General features: G+C 37.5%; 17 protein-coding genes and 1 tRNA gene. 4 read left to right on the forward strand and 14 right to left on the reverse strand.

Features of this window, described 5'->3' with window-relative positions; genetic code table 11:
• Positions 1–160 precede the first annotated feature (160 nt).
• Positions 161–1,474 (reverse strand): IS4 family transposase, encoded by a 1,314-nt coding sequence (locus AC012T_RS24595; RefSeq protein WP_487066756.1) that lies wholly within the window; start codon positions 1,472–1,474, stop codon positions 161–163.
• A 398-nt stretch (positions 1,475–1,872) separates the two neighbouring features.
• Between AC012T_RS24595 and AC012T_RS24600 the strand changes: the two genes are divergently transcribed.
• Positions 1,873–2,169 carry a hypothetical protein gene (locus AC012T_RS24600; protein ID WP_487061629.1) on the forward strand — a complete coding sequence of 99 codons (297 nt, stop codon included), beginning with the start codon at positions 1,873–1,875 and terminating at the stop codon, positions 2,167–2,169.
• Between the two features lie 144 nt (positions 2,170–2,313).
• Positions 2,314–2,385 (forward strand) — tRNA-Gln (locus tag AC012T_RS24605).
• A 472-nt stretch (positions 2,386–2,857) separates the two neighbouring features.
• Here AC012T_RS24605 and AC012T_RS24610 read toward each other — a convergent pair.
• Positions 2,858–3,337, reverse strand: coding sequence for a hypothetical protein (locus AC012T_RS24610; RefSeq protein ID WP_487061631.1), 480 nt, complete (start codon positions 3,335–3,337; stop codon positions 2,858–2,860).
• A 171-nt stretch (positions 3,338–3,508) separates the two neighbouring features.
• Between AC012T_RS24610 and AC012T_RS24615 the strand changes: the two genes are divergently transcribed.
• Positions 3,509–4,780, forward strand: coding sequence for a hypothetical protein (locus tag AC012T_RS24615; protein ID WP_487061633.1), 1,272 nt, complete (start codon positions 3,509–3,511; stop codon positions 4,778–4,780).
• A gap of 167 nt (positions 4,781–4,947) precedes the next feature.
• Here the strand turns inward: AC012T_RS24615 and AC012T_RS24620 are convergent, their stop codons facing one another.
• The 12 genes from AC012T_RS24620 to cobU all read right to left on the reverse strand — a co-directional run bounded on the left by AC012T_RS24620 (position 4,948) and on the right by cobU (position 19,198).
• Positions 4,948–6,093: a SpoIID/LytB domain-containing protein gene (locus tag AC012T_RS24620; RefSeq protein WP_487061635.1), complete on the reverse strand. Its 1,146-nt coding sequence runs from the start codon at positions 6,091–6,093 to the stop codon at positions 4,948–4,950.
• A gap of 128 nt (positions 6,094–6,221) precedes the next feature.
• The gene (locus tag AC012T_RS24625) at positions 6,222–8,444 is read right to left on the reverse strand and encodes a GumC family protein (RefSeq protein ID WP_487061637.1); all 2,223 of its coding nucleotides are present in this window, start codon (positions 8,442–8,444) and stop codon (positions 6,222–6,224) included.
• A 535-nt stretch (positions 8,445–8,979) separates the two neighbouring features.
• Positions 8,980–9,927, reverse strand: coding sequence for a ribonuclease Z (locus AC012T_RS24630; protein WP_487061639.1), 948 nt, complete (start codon positions 9,925–9,927; stop codon positions 8,980–8,982).
• An 88-nt stretch (positions 9,928–10,015) separates the two neighbouring features.
• Positions 10,016–10,927, reverse strand: coding sequence for a sensor histidine kinase (locus tag AC012T_RS24635; protein WP_487061641.1), 912 nt, complete (start codon positions 10,925–10,927; stop codon positions 10,016–10,018).
• Between the two features lie 58 nt (positions 10,928–10,985).
• Positions 10,986–11,663 carry a response regulator gene (locus AC012T_RS24640; protein WP_487061643.1) on the reverse strand — a complete coding sequence of 226 codons (678 nt, stop codon included), beginning with the start codon at positions 11,661–11,663 and terminating at the stop codon, positions 10,986–10,988.
• Positions 11,664–11,843: 180 nt separating this feature from the next.
• The gene (locus AC012T_RS24645) at positions 11,844–12,485 is read right to left on the reverse strand and encodes a hypothetical protein (RefSeq protein ID WP_487061645.1); all 642 of its coding nucleotides are present in this window, start codon (positions 12,483–12,485) and stop codon (positions 11,844–11,846) included.
• A gap of 398 nt (positions 12,486–12,883) precedes the next feature.
• Positions 12,884–14,278, reverse strand: a complete 1,395-nt coding sequence (locus AC012T_RS24650; RefSeq protein ID WP_487061647.1) for an HlyD family secretion protein — start codon at positions 14,276–14,278, stop codon at positions 12,884–12,886.
• 24 nt (positions 14,279–14,302) lie between these two features.
• Entirely contained in the window at positions 14,303–16,453 is a 2,151-nt protein-coding gene (locus tag AC012T_RS24655) for a peptidase domain-containing ABC transporter (protein ID WP_487061649.1), read from the reverse strand.
• Positions 16,454–16,592: 139 nt separating this feature from the next.
• Positions 16,593–16,898, reverse strand: coding sequence for a hypothetical protein (locus tag AC012T_RS24660; RefSeq protein ID WP_487061651.1), 306 nt, complete (start codon positions 16,896–16,898; stop codon positions 16,593–16,595).
• A 441-nt stretch (positions 16,899–17,339) separates the two neighbouring features.
• Positions 17,340–17,582, reverse strand: a complete 243-nt coding sequence (locus AC012T_RS24665; RefSeq protein ID WP_487061653.1) for a CTB family bacteriocin — start codon at positions 17,580–17,582, stop codon at positions 17,340–17,342.
• A gap of 558 nt (positions 17,583–18,140) precedes the next feature.
• The gene (locus AC012T_RS24670) at positions 18,141–18,593 is read right to left on the reverse strand and encodes a hypothetical protein (RefSeq protein ID WP_487061655.1); all 453 of its coding nucleotides are present in this window, start codon (positions 18,591–18,593) and stop codon (positions 18,141–18,143) included.
• Between the two features lie 56 nt (positions 18,594–18,649).
• Complete coding sequence (cobU, locus tag AC012T_RS24675; RefSeq protein WP_487061657.1) at positions 18,650–19,198, reverse strand: bifunctional adenosylcobinamide kinase/adenosylcobinamide-phosphate guanylyltransferase; 549 nt, start codon at positions 19,196–19,198, stop codon at positions 18,650–18,652.
• Positions 19,199–19,359: 161 nt separating this feature from the next.
• Here cobU and AC012T_RS24680 point away from each other — a divergent pair, with 161 nt between their 5' ends.
• Entirely contained in the window at positions 19,360–20,166 is an 807-nt protein-coding gene (locus AC012T_RS24680) for a hypothetical protein (RefSeq protein ID WP_487061659.1), read from the forward strand.
• Positions 20,167–20,275: the final 109 nt, after the last annotated feature.

Below are 20,275 nucleotides of genomic sequence, written 5' to 3' on the forward strand. Positions count from 1 at the left end.
TATGCGTTGATAAAATCCATCAAATATAGATTATTGGTGTCAAATTAACGTAAAGACCTTGTAAAAACTGGGTTTCATCCTTCTCATTCCCATCCTTTGGGAACACCAGAAAATAAATTATTCAATCTTGTGGGATGGGCATCCTACCATTGGTGTCAAGTTAAGGCATCAGCCCAAATGTCAAGAGAGCAGCAGCCGTTCGTCGGTGACGTTGACGGACGGCCTTGACTAAACCCATAGAACGATGATGTTCGACAAGCCAAGGAATAAGTTGCAAATCAGGAGCGAGTAAAAGTGCGCGGTGGAAAAAATATAAACTGCGAAAAACCATTTCCACAGAAATGCGTTCTAAAGGTTGTTGTAAAGCAATAGCGACATCAGCACACAAGTCATTGAGGACAGCGTAGAAAATCCAGGTAGCATATATTTGCATCTGTACACCATTAGTGCCACCAACCCACAAATAGGACAAGCCCAATAAACGCTTAGTCAATAAAAATGCGTCCTCAATTCGCCAACGTCGGCGGTATAAATCACAAACCTCCTGTGGTGAAAGCTGTTGTGGGTCAAGAACATTAGTCAAATAATGATACCAAGTCTTACCCCATAATACGGATACTTGGCGCATGGGATAGCGACATGGGTTGGTATGATGCAATCCCATTTGAATAATTTCATCCCTGTAGTGAGAGCCGCTAGAAAGTACACGCACTACCTTATATCTAACCTTTTCCTTTTGGCGCGTGAGAACATACTTGCCGGCAGCAGTTAGAGAATCAAACCACTCAAAACCATAAAATCCCATGTCTACTATGAGTAAACCACCATCAGGTAAAAGTTCTAACAATGCTTGCCACCAACGAGTCTCATTCCGCTTGGCATCAGCATCATACCAAACTGCTACAGGAATATGAGTGAAAGCTTCTACTACCATCAGCATTTTTCCTGCCAACACTGAACCTGTTTTTTCTTGCAATTGTCCGAAGTGCTTTTTCATGGCTTCGAGTGTTGAGGCATCACAAATCCAAATGGCGGAAAATCTCTGCGCCACTGATGCCCAGGCTGGAGCTAATTCTTTTGCATTCCTTTTTGCTGCTAGACGTTCTACTACTTGCTCAAACATCTTGGCAAATAGATGCGCCGGTAAACTGTTGAGTCTTTGGGACAGAGCTTGCTTGCTGACTTTTGTTGCCTCTACCCACATTAATCCTTCTACTTCTAGGCAGCGCAATACATCTGTTAAGTGTTGTACTTGTCGATATACTAGACTCAGTATTATTGCTGCCATTACTGGTAGGGTTAATACTCTTGAGCGCAAGCTTCGCTCTTTGTCTTTTACCCCTTTGAGGTTGGCAAATGTCCCTGGACTTAATAGCCCAATCAACCGTGATTCTATTTCTTCACTAGCTGGAGCAGGTACGCTAACTTGATGGCGAAAGTCTGGATTCCCTTGTTTTTTCCTTGGTTTACTCATGGCTCTTTTCAACACCCCTGTGTTGACTTTTACCATTTATTTCCCACTCTTGACACAAATCCATTTTTCTTAACTTGACACCAATGGCATCCTACCCGTCCTTGATAATTTGCGGGCTTTTCGGCCTGCACCACAAGAATTTTTTGTACATTTTTTTATTTGGAAGTCCCTTTGTATGGGACTGAATTCTGGAAGACTCTGCCTACGCTGCGCTCTCAATGAGAGTAGAGGTAGAGTCTCTGTGATAGCATTCCTAGTCTCTGACTAGGAACGAGATAAACGAGATAATTACAGGGGTTTTCGGTCAAATGCAATACAATCAATGATAAGTTGGAAAAAAGCACTCATAAAATTTGACTTTATGTATAATTCTGAGTTATTATGAAAGCAATGTTTTTATGATAAATTCCATGCGTTTAAAAAGATGGGAATCTCCCCGCAAAGAAGGGAGAAATGATAAAGGCCGAGGCGGCTCCGCTAGAAAGAGACAACTAAAAAAACAAAGACAGATGCTGAGAAACAAACTCAAGGAGGCTCAAAAAGCCGAAAAAAATCAAAACAACCAGCAAAAGAGGGAAGGAATTTTAACCTTCCCTCTTTTTTTGGGCTTTACTCAAACAAAAATCAGAACTTACGCAAGTATCACATTAAATATCTCTGGTAGGTGCGTCAGATATCAAAAATCTTTTGATTGACGGTATTTACGCAGTCTGACGCACTCTACAAAGCAAGCCATTTGCGTAAGTCCTAAAAAATAATAAGAATAAAAATAATTTCTCAAAAGTACTTGACATAATCTCTAGTTAACTGCTATATTATCAAAAGTTGACTTGTTCCATTGGGGCGTAGCCAAGTGGTACGGCAGCGGGTTTTGGTCCCGCCATCCCTAGGTTCGAATCCTAGCGCCCCAGCATTTTACTAAAGGGTAGGTTTTAAAGCCTGCCCTTTTTTATTAGTTTTAACAATTGAGTTTCCCCACCTTGTTTGAATAGGTGGACTATAGATAGGACTATAGATACTGAAAACGGTTAAAAATTGGACTTATGTCCTACTGTATCCCTAACGGGAGCGTAGCCATACGTAACATAGTGCAGCGTATACCTTCGGGACACTTTGTGAACGCTTAACGTGCCGTAGTTTCTAGTATCTCGGAAATTCTTCACTTCGTATGGCTTACACCACGCTACGCTATCAGAATGACACTTTTAACCCATTTTTAGTAGAATTAAGGGTATTAAAAGGCAAATTTTGTGTATAGTAGCGGGCAAGGAGTTTAAGAAATCAAGCGTAGTGCTAATGCCAATACAGTAGCTGACCGTAGGTATTGATGAAACTCCCTCCACAACAGGGTTTTACTCCTGACTCCTGACTCCTGCTATAAAATCACTTTTCAGGTGATTTGAGTGCCTGATCTAAAACTTGTCTAGCCTGTTCTGCTTTAGTTTTTGCTTCTTGATAGCGGATATTAGCTTGGGCAAAGTTTTTGAGAACCTTAAAACCTTCCTTGAGACGGGTAATTTCTTCTTCAGTTACTAAATTATCTGAGAATAGAACATCAACCGCTTTGCGAATTTCCAAGGCTTCAGCCCGTGATTCTTGCACTTTCAGCTTGAGTGTGGCTAGGTTGTTGAGAATTTGTACAGCTTGGGTAATTGCATCTTCACCACTTGCTGTATCAGTGGTTGGTTCTTTAATTTCAATTAATTGTTGAGGGCCAAATCCTTCTTCTAGTTCGGTGGTTAGTTGATCAGCCTCCATTAGTTCCATCAACTGATCCATTGCTTTTTCACGGGCTTTAGCTGAATCTTTGCCAGGAACAGAGATAATAATTTCTGGGCTTTGAGCGAGAGTATATTGAACCATAGTGGGCAGAAAATTACTGGTTTACCAAGCTGGGAAGCAACTAAACACATGAATTGTCCAGCGCCATAATGACCATATCACTTACTCAAGAGTTTGTGTTGTGTGTCGTCGCCGGAAATCAAACTTATACTAGATTATAGGTAAACTGAAATACAAGAGGAAAGGAGAGCAATGACTCCCAATCCCGCTATCATGCGATCTGTAGAACAATTGGGCTATCGAGTCACTACTGGTGATATAGCGGCTCAGGCTGGATTAAATGTAGCTGAAGCAAATCAAGGATTATTAGCTCTAGCGTCTGATGCTGGTGGACATTTACAGGTGGCAGAAACAGGTGACATTGTTTACCAGTTTCCCAAGAATTTCAGAACAATGTTAAGGAATAAATACTTGCAATTGCGTTTGCAGGAATGGTGGAAAAAAGTTTGGGGAGTACTTTTTTACCTAATTCGCATTTCTTTTGGCGTTTTCTTAATTCTTTCTATTGCTCTGATTACTGTCACTATCATTATTATCATTACTGCTGCTAACTCAGATCGAGACAACGACAATCGAGGTAGCGGTTCTCGTGGGTTCAATTTTTTCTTTTTCCCAGATTTATTCTGGTATTTTAGCCCCGATTATAGAAGTCGCTCCCAGGAACGACGACGAGAAAGGGGAGAAAGCAGTAATCTCAATTTCTTTGAGGCTGTGTTTTCGTTTTTATTTGGTGATGGTAATCCTAATGAAAACTTGGAAGAGCGTCGCTGGCAAGAAATTGGTACTGTGATTCGGAATAATAAAGGGGCAGTAGTGGCAGAACAAATTACTCCCTATATGGATCATCTGGGTGAGAAGTATCAACAAGAATACGAAGATTATATGTTGCCTGTGATGCTGCGATTTAATGGGCAACCGCAGGTAAGTCCTGATGGGCAAATTGTCTATTATTTCCCAGAGTTGCAGGTGAAAGCTAGTAAAAAGCAGCTTCAGTCTATAGCGCCATATTTGGAGGAATTTCCTTGGCGTTTTAGTGCGGCTGGTTCAGGACAAGTTATGCTGAGTGCTGGTTTGGGTGTACTCAATTTTGTTGCGGCTTTAATACTGGGGAGTTTGTTGCGAGATGGAACAGCGGCAGCACAAATAGGAGGATTGGTAGGTTTTGTGCAAGGGATTTATTGGCTGCTGTTGGCTTATGGTGCGGGTTTCTTGGGGATACCTTTGGTGCGTTATTTCTGGATTCAATGGCGTAATGGCAAAATTGCGGCTCGTAATAGCGATCGCTTGCAAAGAGCTAGATTATTAACAAATGCAGATGATTCTTTACAGAAAAAGATTGCTTTTGCTGGTCAGTTTGCTACGGAAAAAGTCATTGGTAAGGAAGATTTGGTTTATTCCAGTGATACAGATTTGCTGGAACAGGAGTTTGAGCAGGTGAAAAAACAGAATCGGTTAGATGAGTAACGGGTAATACTTCTTTCCCTTGCGGTTAAAAGAATATGGATTTAATGAACCGCAAAGACGCAAAGAACGCGTTCGCGTTAGCGTTGCGTAGCAAAGGAAGAAGGAAGAAGGAAGAAGGAAGAAGATAAATATTTTTCTCTTGCTTCCCCTATTTCCCAATTTCTAGCTTACTTGGCTTGAATCGGCGTTAGGGCGACATCTTTGTAATAATGCCCCAAAATTTGCAGGTAACTGGCTCCGCGTTGAGCCAAATTGTATGCTCCCCATTGGCTCATTCCTAAGCCATGACCGAAGCCTAGTCCTTGGAGGACAAAACTGCCATTTTCTCCTTTGCTGACTGTAAACCGGGTACTTTTAAGTCTGAGTGCGGTGCGAACTTCTTCACCTTTAAGTACTTTAGTCCCTTGATCACCAACGATTTTTAAAGTTTTAACGCTGCGGAAAGGGGATAAGGATTCAGCAATCATCTCTTTGATGTTGCCTATACCGGAAATTCTGGCGCTAATTTCTGCGGGTGAAAAGGTTTTTACCCAATTGCACTCTTTGACATTTTGATCAAAATCTTGCACAGCGCGTAGGTAAGGCAGGGTATTTCCCCAAACATCTTCTACATTTTCGGTGTGTCCACCAGAACAGGCATGAAAAACGGAGAGAATAATTTTGTTGCTATGGGTGAGGACTTTCCCTGCGGTGTTGTCTACTGCGGAGTAAGTGTTACGGGATTCGCTGCTGACACCTTTGTAAATTTGCCAACGATCTGGACTGTCTCCTAAATCATAGACGGGGTTGTTGCGCTGTTTTTCTCGTTCATAGAGGGCATAGGTGCGGGCTGCGATCGCTTGGGCTTTGAGTGCTTCTGGTGGCCAACTAGAATCCATTTCACCACCGATAACGCTGTAGAGATATTCTTCTAAATCGACCCAATTAACTGCTGTTAAGCCTTTTTCGGTAGGAATAACAAGGGTTCTGCCTCTAAACCAGCGATCGCCTATATAAACAAATCCCTTACCTGTTGGTTCAATCCAAAACAACCCCGATTGCCATTTATCCAAAGCCACTCCCCCAGGAACTGATTGAGCCGCATAAGCGCTCATTCCTGGTAACTGTCCGAGAGTACGGCCAGTACTATCTTTAACTATAGCCGTCGTGGAAGCACCAACTTTGACTTGATTTACACCCCTTTCAATTGCTACGCGCAGGATGACAGATGCTTGAGCAGGCGCAACCAAAACAAACCATAAGAGGATACCTACCCACCAATGTCGTCCTTTAATTTGGGAAAATAAAGCACCTAAATAAAGTTGGATTTTCATGCTGATTGTCTAATCACAAGCCTCTACAAGTTCAATAAGACGTTCTCCCAGATAGGAGGTTGCCACTTCTACCTATTATGCAGTTTGCTTAGGCTCTCAACCAGAAATTAGTCGGCCATCATTTTGACTTAATCAGCAAATTTAACTGTGTCAGCACGTTCTGAGGATTTTTTTACTTTAGAAGACTTGTGCGCTTCATTAGCAACAATGCCAATTAAATTCAACTGGCTCAAAATTTCCGTTGCTTGCATCAGTTCCTGAGGAGTTAACTGACCAATACGACCTACTATCACAATTCCATTACAGGCAGAAGCAATAATTCTGGCATCAACGCTATCTAAAACAGAAGAAGCATCTATCAGCACCAAGTCATACATTTGCTCACAGGACTCGATCAATTCTTTCAGCTTTTCTGAACTGAGCAGATTTACCACATCCTCTGGTGTTGGGCCAGCCGTCAAAATATCAATAGAAGGGTGAATAGGCTGGATATAATTATGAACTTGAGTTTTAACATCATCCAGCAATAACAGAGATAAGCCCCAATCATTGGAAATCTTGAGGATTTTGTGTAAACTAGGCGATCGCAGATTAGCATCAATAACTAGTACCCTCTGATGCATATGTGCCGCACTAGCTCCAAGTCCCAAAGTTAAAGTTGTTTTACCCTCTCCAGGTAATGCAGAAGTTAACATCAAAGACTTAAAAGGCAAAGACTGCTTGAATATTTGAATATTTTGGTAAATCATATCCAGCGTTTCATGACTGGATAATTTTGTATTGCTTTCTGTTATTGTCGGTGACGAGCTTTGCCCTTTAGATCCAAATATCTGCTGAAACTTGTTTTTAACATTAGATTTACCCAATTTAGGAACAGATCCCAGTAAACGAAGATTCGTCAAATTCTGTAAATCCTGGGGAGAGAAAATTGCCTTATGAAACATCTCCCAAATCAAAGCAAATATCATACCTAAAATCGGGCCAATTAAAATTCCGCCAATTATCAATAACCATTTACGGTTACCGATATAAATCCCCAAATCTGGTTCTTCCAACACTTGCCAATCAAATCCTCCCTGAGCAATTCTCATTCCTAGAGTCTGTTGTAATTGCAGCAATTTCTCAAGTGTTTTACGTTGAATTGTTACATCTGATAATAACCGATTATATTCAGATATAATCCCAGGATATATATTTAGCTCTGAACGAATATTTTGTTCAAATTTCGCTAGATTATTTTCCTTAGCAATTAGCTCAATTCCTGTTTTCTGTAACTTCTTTAGCTCATTAACTAAATTAGAATCAACTCCTAATAAATTTTGAGACTTACTATTAGAACTGATAGCTTGTTCTTGCAACTCTTTTTCTAATAACGCCATCTGAATTTTGCGCTTCTGCATCAGTCTGACTACAACTGGAGAATTTTCAGTGTAGCGCAAACGTTCTTGAGCCAAAGTCATTTCTGTGTTTCTAATCTCATCCACCAAAGCTTGATAGCTACTCGAACGACTCAAACTAGCAGCTAACTGTGCATTTTGACTTGAAGATACTAATTTACTCTCTAGATTACTGTAACGAATCTGTATATCTTCAAGCTGTGAGCGAATTATTTTTCGTTGTTTTTGAATATCAGCAAGAGATTCTAATAGAATCTTACTCTGTACTCCTGGATCAATTAAATTATGTTTTTTGCGGAAAAATTCTAATTTTTTATCCGCCGTTAACACCTCTTGTTGCAACTTAGGTAATCTATTATTAACAAAAGCTAGTCCTTGATTGACACGCTCCTGCCTTTGTTCAATATTGTAGTCCTGGTAAACTTTCTGTAGAGCTTGTAATACTCGTTTAGTTTTTACAGGATTTGGGTCTTTAAAAGAAACTACAAATATTTGATTAAAAGCTGGTTTTCCATCCGTGGGTTCTACTTGCAAAGATACTTGATTAGCAGTATTAATTTTACCTTTGAAATCTTCTATGGTAATATTAGGATAATCAGAAAGCAGCAAATTAACAGCTTTTTGTAGGAGTTTAGAACTCAGCATTAATTTCATCTGATTACTATATTCAGCAGATGAATTATTAACGTTAGTTAGCTCATTTTTTGTACTCTTATGAATATTACTAGAACGAAATCCTTGATCATCATCAGAACTCACCATGATCTGCATAGAACTCTGATACATGGGTTTAGTAATGACAGCAATCAGGCTTGTAACTGACATTACTGCACAAGAAAACCCTAAAATCAAAAAGCGTCGATGCAACAGAATGTTAGATATTTGTCTAATATTAAATACCCTTTGTTTAGAAGTTTTAAGAAGTTGTTTGCGATTTAGACCAGTTGTAGTCACTATAAAAGCCCTCTACTATCGAAACAATATATCTGGAAAATAATGATAAAAAAGTCTTTTGAGATAATTTATACACTAATTTCTCTCTTAAAACACTAGTATTTATTTTTCCAGGAGGATATAACTACTTGATGGAACCTATCTTTAAGCAGCTATTCCATAATCAATTCATCCAGATATATGCCTGGTCAGCACTATGATAGTAAATTTCTTGATCAGATTTTTAAATATTTAATAAAGGATAAAAATGGAATATATAAAGCTTGATATATAGCAATCCTAAATCATCAGCTTTTTAGGAACACTACACGAACGCAATTAATAAATTAGAATTTTTAACCCCCTTTCAGCTAGGATTCTATTATTATTAGGATTATATACTATAATATATAATTTTAGTGAGATTAGTGCTGCACCTTAGAAGCAATAATAAGTATTGATGTGATATATAGGAGGTTTAGCAAAGCTAAATCCCCTACATCTAGGGTTTCTGTTTGGCTGAATTTTTAACACCATCAATCATACTTACTACACACTAATTGAGAACAACTTCACGCCGTCTAGGTACGTCATAAACCATGAAATCATGGGCCATGATGGTATTTGGGAAAATAGCACGGGCTTCCCGAAGTAAATCTTTTAACTCAATGGCATTTCCTGGAGCATAGCGGGGACTAAAATGAGTCATAATTAGTCTATTGACCCCGGCTAGATAAGCTGTTTGTGCTGCCATCGTGGTTGTAGAATGTAATCTTTGAAAAGCCATATCTGCATCTTGATGAGCAAAGGTGGCTTCATGAATTAACACATCTGCATCTTGTGCTAATTGCACCGCACCGTCACAATAAACTGTATCTGTACAATAGACAAACTTGCGGCCAATTTCCGTAGGCCCACACAATTGGCTACCATCAATTACACTACCATCTTCTAGGGTAACTGTTTCACCACGCTTGAGTTGACCATAAATTGGGCCGGAAGGAATTTGTAAAGCTTTTGCTTTTTCTACATCAAAGCGTCCAGCTCGGTCTTTTTCTGCAACACGATAGCCAAATGCTGTAATCCTGTGATGCAGTAAACCGCAGGTAACGGTAAACTCATCATCTTCATAAATTATCCCTGGTTGGACAGTATGTACCTTGATGGGATAAGAAAAGTGGGTATGAGAGTAACGTGAAGCAGCTTGCAGATATTCATTTAATCCAGATGGCCCATAAATATCAACTCGTTCTACATTACCGGCTAAACCACAACTAGCAAGAAGTCCCATTAAGCCAAAAATATGATCCCCGTGTAAATGGGTGATAAAAATTCGGGAAAGTTGGCTAACTTTGAGGTCACTCCGCAAAATTTGATGCTGTGTACCTTCACCACAGTCAAATAACCACAGTTCTGCTCGTTGTGGCAATCTCAGTGCGATACTGGAAACATTACGTGATCTTGTAGGTACACCGGAACTCGTCCCTAAAAATGTTATTTGCACAGCGTTTTTTAGCCTTCTTCTTGCTCAGTATGAAGATTTACTTTTTATAGTTACATGATTGTTGAGCAAAATGCCAAAATTTGAGGATTTACATATCATAACTTACTAGGCATCCAGGCCAAGATAACTCACAAATAGTTCCTCTGGAAGCAAGAGGAACCCGTCGAAATTTACCTTTAATTTGTTGTGCTACATTTTTAAACTGTTTTGTTCCCCGTCCTTCTCTGGATGATTTAACGCCTAAGCCATCATCTATAATACTCAGCGTGTACCAACCTACAGATGAAGAACAAGTAACTTCAAGACAGGTTAATCCCGTAGCATATTTACCAACATTACACAAAGCTTCTTCCAGAAAACGGCAAATTCCTCGTTTATTTTCAAGAGTTAAACTTTGTTCATCTATGGGTTCAAAAGTGCGAATCTTCACTTTTATGGTTCTAAAGCAAGGAAAATCTCGTTCCAATGTGTGGTTATAAACTTGATAAAGAATTTCATGCAGAGGATCTTGTAAGTTGATGATTATACCGTTTCCTAAGTAAAGGCTTGTTTCCTGGTTTAGGGTTTCCTGCTGCCAAAACTCATAAATTCCCCGTAGCTCTTGGTTTAATTTTTCAAGTTCTGCTTCCAGTTCAGGAAGCAATTTTTTTATTGATAAATTTTCTCCTCTCACCATTCTCAAAACTCTATCTAGGCTTTGTAATGGTCCATTATGAATTGTTTCAAATGTAATTTCAATAATAGCTTGCCTAGCTTTAATTCCAGATTTAATAAATTGGTTATAGTGATATAAAGCTATTAGTGCTGTAGCATTTAAACCTAAAACTAGAATCGCTGGAAATTTCTGAACTAAGTAACTCCAAGTTAACAAGACATAACTAATACTCACTAGGTTGGAAATAGAAATACCAAGAATTATAATGTTTGTTACTGGATATGTTTTTAACATCCAGATGTATCTCCATGCCGCTTTAATTTTCATCCAAAAATTAGACTGCATAAGCTTTGGTTCCAGTCTGGATACCGAGTTATTCAAAATTTTAAATTTATGTTTAAAATTAATCAATTAAGCCTTCATATCTGGCTCGCATTTCTGTTTGAATACGAATATTTTTACCGTCTTCAGGATAAACATTTAAAGCATCTTGCAGTTTACTCCAATAATGACGTATCATGCGTTCAGATATACACATCTGTTCAGCGATAGTTTTATCTTGTAGTCCTTGTTCAAATGCAAGATGCAATACTTTAAGCCATTCTGGTTTGACCTCTAATCCTGAGTGGATTCCTTTGATATCTTTTGTATGAGTTAATCCTTGCAATGCCCAATGAACTCTTGTTAACATCTCCTGGCTAGAAAGACTTTTATCAGCAATAGTAAAGCCTCCTTTATGATTATCAATATCTAAACGAATACGTATCAATGTTCTTACATGGGCGCTTTGAACAACAATATTTAAATTGGGATATTTTTTCATCAAAATTTTCAGAAGTTGAATACCATTATCAGGCCGCGCAGTAATTCCTATTTTTTCTGGAATAGAAAGATCCATAACTATCAAATCAGGCTGCACACTACTAACTTGTTCAAGAGTATTATCAGCATTAATGGCAATCATGAATTCAGCACTAGGATAGTTTTTTTTGAGAATGTCAACTGTTCCGCTGAGAACTGATTCGTGATCATCAATTACTAAAATTTTCAACAATTTATTTTCCAATAAAATTTGTTCCATATTTAACTATGAATAAGGAAATAATTATGCAATTTCTGTTTCAAACTAATAGAATTAATTAACTTATAATAAATTGTATTTCTGATGGTTGATTCGCTATGAGGTATGCCACCCTTCATCCGTACATTTATCATCAAAATCCTTTCTTGTTTAGGGTAAAAATATGCTAATAAATAATACTTACCAACAAAAATAACAAGCTATTTTTAGGTTACTACTATTGTAAAAGCATTTACCGGATAATAAAAATTGAAAGCTATCACTGAGATATTTTAGTTCAGGTAAACTAGCATAATAAATTAGAGTAGATATATCAGGATAGGTGATTTTTACTGTTAATTCCCCTGTGTCTTTTTTGAGTTTTAAGCTGATATAAACTGAAACATGAATCGAAATACTTGGTATAGTTATTGACAGTAATTCCTCTAAGGTTCTTAAAATTATGGCACTATATTCTATCGGTTCTTGTCGCCAGCATATTGGCAGATCAATATGAAAATATAGATGGGGATTAGATGCTAACCAGGGGTCTAGTAAGCACTGAATGGAGAAGGGTAAGCTATCTTGAATATACACCGGACACAAGCGATCGCTCAATTGTACTAAAGAGTGATGAAAATTATCAATTTTTTTGATGTATTCTGAAATTTTATTAATTGATAAATTTAGATCACCTATTTCTAATGCATCTAAGCTGCGACGGATTGTGAAAGATTCTTGTAATAATCCATCCCGAATTTTTTCTGCTTCCAGGAAGAGTTTTACAAATTGTCTATAAGACCACCATTGTAATGCTTGTTGAATTCTCTGTTCATAGGTCATAAATTTGACAATTTTTATGACTTTTAAGTAAGGAATCTTTATGTAAATTCTCCCATGAGAGAATCATGTAAGAAATGTTAATTATCCTATTTGGGGAATAAATTTACATTTTTGAATGTAAATATAACTTATACAAGTGCTAGACTTAGTGGAAGATTATAGAGTACTTCAGATCCCAAAAGTTTGTTGATTATTACTGAATAATTAAGCCTGACAGACCCTCCAAAATGCTAGTTAAGTAAGTCTTGGTTAAATTAAGAGGACTTACACAAGTATCACATTTAATATATTTTGCAGGTGCGTCAGATATCGTAAATCTGTTGATAATAACAAATTTATAGGTCTGACATACCCTACAAAGTAAGTCAGTTGCATCAGTCCTGATTAACTGTATTTTTTTATAAATCAGTAATCAATCTTGCCTTTCTCAACATAAACTTTAGTGCTGTTTCTTCTCTGGAAATAATGTCAGCTTTGACTTCCATTCCTGACTGGATATGACATTGATGATTAGTATTACCAAATTCAAGCTTTTCAGGCTGAATTGTTGCTTCAAAATGACCACTAGATGGTGTTATACCTGGGTTATTACTTTGACTTGTAATGATGTCTGGAGAAATATTTTCGACAACACCTTTAAGCGTGCCATAATCAGGATATGGACAAGAATTAACACGTAGCTGTACTGTTTGTCCAACAGCAACTTTTTTAATTTCATCTGTAGGAATCATAGCTTTAATCACTAGAGAAGCATTATTAGGAACAATCTCAGCAATAGATTCACTAGCACGCACTACTTGTCCTGGGTTACGTAAATTGAGTTTGAGGATAATACCATTATTAGTAGCACTAAGAATACTTTTTTTTAGTTGATTTTCGATTTGTTGTAGTTCTTTTTGAAATTGCTGAATCTGAGTTTGTAATTGTACTCGACGCTCAATTAATGCTTGTTTTTCTTTGTTTAAACTAGCCATGTTGCCTTGACCTTTAGCAGTTTCTTGGGCAATACGTTCTTGTGCTATTATTACCATTGCTATAGTTGGATTCATCGCAGCTTTAGCTGATTTTACTTTAATTTTTGCTATTTCAAAAGATTTTTGTTGCGCTTGTAGTGTTAATTGTGTCTGCTGAACAACTAATTGTTTCTGTTCAAATTCTCTTCTGCCAATGGCACCAATTTGCGATAACTGTTCATAGCGATCACGATCCAGTTGTGCAAATTCTAAATCAGCTTGAGCTTTTTGTAAATCGGTCTTGGCTTTTTGCAAACCTGCTTCAGTTGAGAGGAATTCATTTTGAGTATTAATTTGCCGTTCTTGATATTCCCTTTGGTTACGTAATAGGTCAGCTTTTGCAGAAGCAATATTTCTTGCAATAACTTCTTTCTCAGATAAAATCTGACTATTTAAAATACGAATTTGGGCATCAATTTGAATTACTTGTAAATTACTTTGTTGTATATTACCTTGCATCTGGGTCTTTTTGAGCAGCAATTGCTCAGTATCAAGATGAGCAATTACATCACCTCTTTTCACAACCTGATTTTCTTTAACTAAAATACTTTTAATAGTTCCATCCATTTCTGGTTGTACCACACGAATTTCTCCTGTAGGACGGACAGTGGCACCAGCTTTAACGGTGACATTATATTTAACCCATGAAGATAGGGTAATACCAACAGCAACAGTTATCACCATGAACATTCCTGCTAATGATGTCCAAGGGCTAATAGGAGGAAGAAATTCATTATTTTCTATTGAAGGGATAAGTTTTTGATTATGAGTGTAGAGCATAATTACCTGATAATTTATGATGAATTAGGGATTTATAAAATCTAAATGTTCCCCTGCTTTAGTTTTTAATTCTTCCAAAGAACCTTGTATTTTTAACCTTCCCTGATTTAGCAAAACAATCCAATCAGCACGATTAATTACCTTAGGACGGTGACTAATTAAAATTGTGGTTTGACCCTGACGATGTTTAAATAGTTGATCTAAAACTTGTTCTTCACTTACAGGGTCAAGTCCACCTGTAGATTCGTCTAAAATTAAAATTGGTGGTTCTGAAACAATGGCTCTAGCTATAGCTAATCTTTGACGTTGACCACCAGAAATATTAGCGCCAAATTCACCTAATATAGTTTGGTATTTTTCAGGTAGTTTACTGATAAATTCATCAGCACCAGAAATTTGGCAAGCTCTAACAATTTGCTCAAATGTAATGTAGGGCGCTCCTAAACGGAAATTTTCGACAATAGAACGACTCCAAAAATGAGCATCTTGAGGAACAAGTACCACCTGCTGACGTAGACATTCTAAGGAAAGGTCTTGGAGGTTATAAAGTCCGATGCGGATATTTCCAGATTGGAGAGGATATAATCCAGCTATTAATTTAGCAAGGCTACTTTTACCACATCCAGATTTACCAATTAAAGCAATAACTTGACCACCAGGAATTATGAGAGAAAAGTCTTCTAAAAGGTCAATTCTACCTGCATAATGAAAGTTAATATTGGTACAAATGATATCAGAATTATCTGAAATTTTAGCAAAAGGCTTTTTCCCATCATTTTCATTTTCTGGAGTAGCATCAATAACTTCTGTCAGGCGTTGTACAGAAGTCTTTGCACGAGTAAATTCTTCAACAAAGCTGATAACAGTGCCAATTAACCCTAGATAGTTACCATTCATGGAGTTGAATGCAAGTAGCTTTCCAATGCTGAGATTTTCTGCTGGCTCAATTACTAAATAGCCACCAAACCATAGCAAAATAACTCCTCCCATAGCGGAAACAAAACCAGAAAAGGTATTATTAATGATGCTAATTTGAATCGTGCGATATGTGAGAGTAGCTAGACGACCAAAACGGCTTTCTAATTCATCCCAAAATTGTGGTGCTGCTGTAGTTGTTTTGAGGGTTAATGCTCCTTTAAAGGTTTCAACTAAAACGCCTTGATTTTCTGCATCTTGAACTAAAAGCTCACGAGTTTTTTGTTGTAAAGTCGGCTGGAAAGCAATAGTAGATAATGTCATGACGACAGAAATTATTAAAGCTATTATCGTTAGCTTCCAGCTATAAAAAAGCATGAATCCCAGAGAAATCAGCGCAATAAAAAATCGGCTTGGTAGACTGACAACTAATTGAGTAACTAATTGATTAATTTGCTGAATATCTTGCAAGCGGCTAACTATTTCACCACTGCGTCGCGCTTCGTAATAACTAAGAGGTAGACGTAAAATCTGCCGACCAAAATCTAAAACTAGTCCTAATTGTAGCCGTTGAGCGAAGTGAGCAATTAGGTTAGATTGTACAAATGAAAGGCTGTTAGAAATAAAGTTCATTACTACTACAGAAATAGCGACAGTAGTAAGTAATTTTGTGTCACCTCTAACTAATACATCATCGGTGAGAATTTGCAGTAGGAAAGGGGAAGCCAAAGATAGCAAACCCAAGACTAAATTTAGAGGTAAAGCTTGGACTAAAATGGCGCGATAAATCCAAACACGTTTGAAAAAACGCCAAAAACCTCCAACTTTATCACTTTCTTGTTCAAAAAAGCGGATGGGGTCTGGTTCTAATAAGAGGATTAACCAATCTTTCCAACCGTCAATTAAATCTTTTTTAGAAAGATGACGAACCCCGACTGCGGGATCTGCAATGAGATAATTTTTGCCTTTTTTACCGTATAAAACAACCCAATGATTACCCTTCCAGTGAATAATTGCTGGTAAGGGAGCTTCATTTATTCGGTCAAGAACTTCTGCTGATGTTTTGACTGGATTAGCTTTAAAACCAAGTGCTTCTGCACCTCTTCTTAAGCCTAATAATGTGGTTCCAGATTGTCCAGTTCCGACTGCTTCACGAATGCGGTTGAGGGTAAATGTATGACCGTAATATTTAGCAATTGCAGCCAAGCAAGCTGCACCACAGTCTTCTACACTGTGCTGTTTAACAAATTGGAGTTTCATAAGCAAAGCACCCTAGATAGTTGCAAAAATAAATTGGAGGTGCTGTTAGTTTATTTGTTTATTGTTATTGAGGCGATGATTAATTTTTGGCTTGATTTTGCATAGGTACTGAAGAACTGAATTGATTATCTAGCTTATTCTAAAAAAATAAGGATATAAGCCAATTCATATTACTGTTTAATCCATTCTTATTGTGTCTACCACCTCCATTAAATGGCAACCAAAAAAGTATCTTTTCTGTTAAATTATAAAAAGATGTTTGCTCATTATAAAGTTCACTAACACCGTCTGAAATTTTTGTTTTATTGTTTGCGTAACTCAGTACATTTTTTTCTTGATACACAAACATACCAGATGGTGAATATTGATAACATCCGCCAGATGCAATTTCTTGTTCTTGTTCAGATAATTGCTGGAATAGTTGGTCGTTGATTTGGTTGAACATCTGCTTATGTTCCTCTCATAAAGGTATAAATACAAAATAAAAACTTTAGTTCCAGTTAAACTAATTAAATCCCATTATTTTTTGGATGCCTGATTAATTTGATTTAATGAAATAATGGCTGTAATACTATATAAAACTGCACAATTATCTCACCAAGATTCAAATCAAATATAGTGATCCGATTTGATTCATGAATTTTTCGTGGAGGCAGGGAACAGGAAAGAAGACTTTCAGTATGTACGGAGTTCTGTATGGCTACGCCACGCAAGCTATCAAAAATCAAATAGGATTCCTATAGATAGATATCTTCCATCACTTCTAAATTAAATATAGAATTTACGTTGACTATATTCAGCGAAAAATCTTCAATTTATTGGAGAGTGATAGAATAACTTAGGCAATTAATTTTGTATATTAGTTAATTGCCTAATGATTACTTAATTAGTACTGGAAAGCTTTAAATTTCTTGGATGCTTCTGTGTATAGATCCACAAGTTCAAAGTTCTGTAATACTCTGCTACCACCAGGACCGGAGAAAACGTCAGCATTCAAGACAGCGTTTTTGAAAGCGTATTCGGTGTAGATTTTATCCACAAGACCGCTGCCAGTACCATTGTCTTTACCATAACCACCGGCTACGATTTCTTGTTCTTCAATGGATACTGCGGTAAATAAGTTAGACATGATAGAAATCTCCTTGATCTGAGTTTACTGCTTGGAGTTGATTTAGTTTTGCGTGCTGCTCAACCCCTCGCTTGTTAATAGAATATCGAGGAGTAACGCTGGAAGTCATGCTCTATTTATGCAAACTTAATTACCAGATTTAGAAGTATATATTTCACATTTACGTCAAGGCTATTTCCGAAAAATACACGCGCTAATTTAATGTAGTGCAAATATAATAAATTAGGGAATTATTCACTGTATAAACTTCACATGATATGTGTGAACGAAATTGCCTAGTTTCAGGCTTTTGGAATTGCATATTAGTGCGGTGTGTCAGATAGAGAAAATCTGTTTTGTGTTAAATTATCGGGTCTGACACACCCTACAAGAGATACAATACATAATTCATATTTGATAGATTTCATCAATGCGTAAGTCTTATGTATAAGAAATGAGGCATAATTTTTGATATTATGGCAAAATATCACCTCTTTAAGCTGTTCACTCTTACCGACTGGTGATTTAGGATAACAAGTGCGGTAGAGGCATATCTAAATAAATTATCTATTCCGCGAGTTAGTGGATTTGGGAAGGAATGTTATCTGCAAAGCGATCGCTTCTTTTACCGCAAGCATCACAAATTTCTGTCAGTTGTTCTTGGCTATTGATTGGACTGCGAGGTGCTGGTAGTTCTGTATTCGGCCATGTGGGTAAACTATTACAGGGACAAAATAAGGCTGGCATACCCAGAGTACGTACTGGTACTGGCATATCACAGCGCCCACAAGCAAGCATTTCCCAAGCTGGTGTTAGCAGTTGAGCGATGGTTTCATGAGTACCTTCTAAATAACAGTCACACATTTCTAGGGAGATAATTTGCTCCCAGCAGTCTTCAAATTCTTGGCTATAGCGATCGCCATTTAGGACTGTACTAGGTAAGAAGCTTTGGTCGCTATGACCTACTACCACTTTCTTCCCTAATTGAAACCAGTGAGCAAGATACTTTTTAACTTCTTGTTTGTTTGCCATAATCTTGATTATAGATTTAATTTCGGGATTTTACCTGGTGAAGCTTTAATTTTAAATTAAGACTTTGCTGGTGGTAAGGGTACACCCAGAATACTAAGATTCAAAACATGACCACCTGTAACTAAGTAAACTGTCTCGCAAATAACACCTAATTGACGAACTAAAGCACCCAAGCGATCGCGAAATGTTCTCCCCAAAGGATAAGCAGGAACTACACCCCAACCTGTTTCTTCTCCTACAAATAGCAGATCAGCCTCTACTAAAGACACTGTTTCTAGCAATTCCGTCAAGGTTTTTTCCCAACTCAAATCATCTTGTTCCAGAAAATTAGCTACCCAAGTTCCCAAAGAATCAATCAAAATACAGGTATTAGGCTTGGCATTAGTTAGACTGGCTGCAAGTTCCATCGGTGCATGGAGTGTTACCCAATTTTGTGGACGGCGTTTTTGGTGTTTTTCAATACGTTGCTGCCACTCTAAATCATGGGTATTTTCGGTAGCTGTAGCTATATAAATAACTGGTTTTCCCGACTGAATAGCTAAATTCTCTGCCCATTCACTTTTACCTGAACGTGCTGGTCCTGTTACTAAAATAACTCTACTCATAATTATATTACCAGATATCTGCTCAAAAGAGTCTAACTTTTCTCAATAAACTACTATCATCCCCTATTACAATAAAAAGAAGTTTCTCAATAATTTGCACTCTTAACAAACTCTCCATAGAAATCATTCAATACCACCAAAACAAGCTTCAGGATCTCTTTATGAAAGCAGGCTTAAAACGCATTGAGGCAACGCTACATGATTTGGGTATACGCAATACTGACATAGAATCAGAAGCTGGTGAAGGGATAAAACGCCCGTTCTCCTTTAGAATCAGCATCGGCGCTCACAAATCTACAGAAAATAAAGAAACTACAGCGGAAGAGTTTAATACAGTTGATACAAGTGCAAATACTGTAAATAATTCAGACTCGCAGCCAAATTTATTTCCCAAACATAACTCCGTAAAAACTTTTCCGACCCAAGAAAATGAGGGTAAAACCCCCAGTTTACCTAAGTTTAAAACACCAAGCTTCAGTAATCATCGTCATGGTGCAAATCCAGCATTTGCAATGAATATCTTGCAAGATATTCAGGAAACTGTTAGTAGTTGGCAAACAGAATTGCAGGGAATTCTTCAGCAAATTCAGGATATTTATCTAGAAGGGCCAGTTATTAATGGCTGGTTAGAATCTAATCCCCAAGAAGCAGAACCAGGAGGAACTGCAACACTGCGTCATGCAGAAGTTGAGCGACTCATGGATTACGTGGAAGAAATTTGTGAACCCACTGATAATAAGGTATCTTATCAATCATCACGTACTGACTATCGCCTTTGTGGAGTCGATGCTGTAGGTAAAGTCTGGTCACGTTCATGTCCAGTTGATCAAGTTCCTAATGTCAGTATGGCTATTGCTCGTTATCAAAAGTTACGTCAACTGTTTGGACGCAAGCAGTATCTAGAAACTCGTCTCAGTCAATTAGCCGAAACTCTTGTGGCTTTACACAGCCATATTCATCAGGTTTAAACTCTTGATGAAGTTTTTAATGATTTTTCATGAAGATTGTTTGTATACAATAGTGACCGCAAAATTTCGGTTGGTAGATCGGTGATTATAAGGTACATTAACAACCAGT

The organism is Anabaena sp. EIM26, from assembly GCF_057568715.1.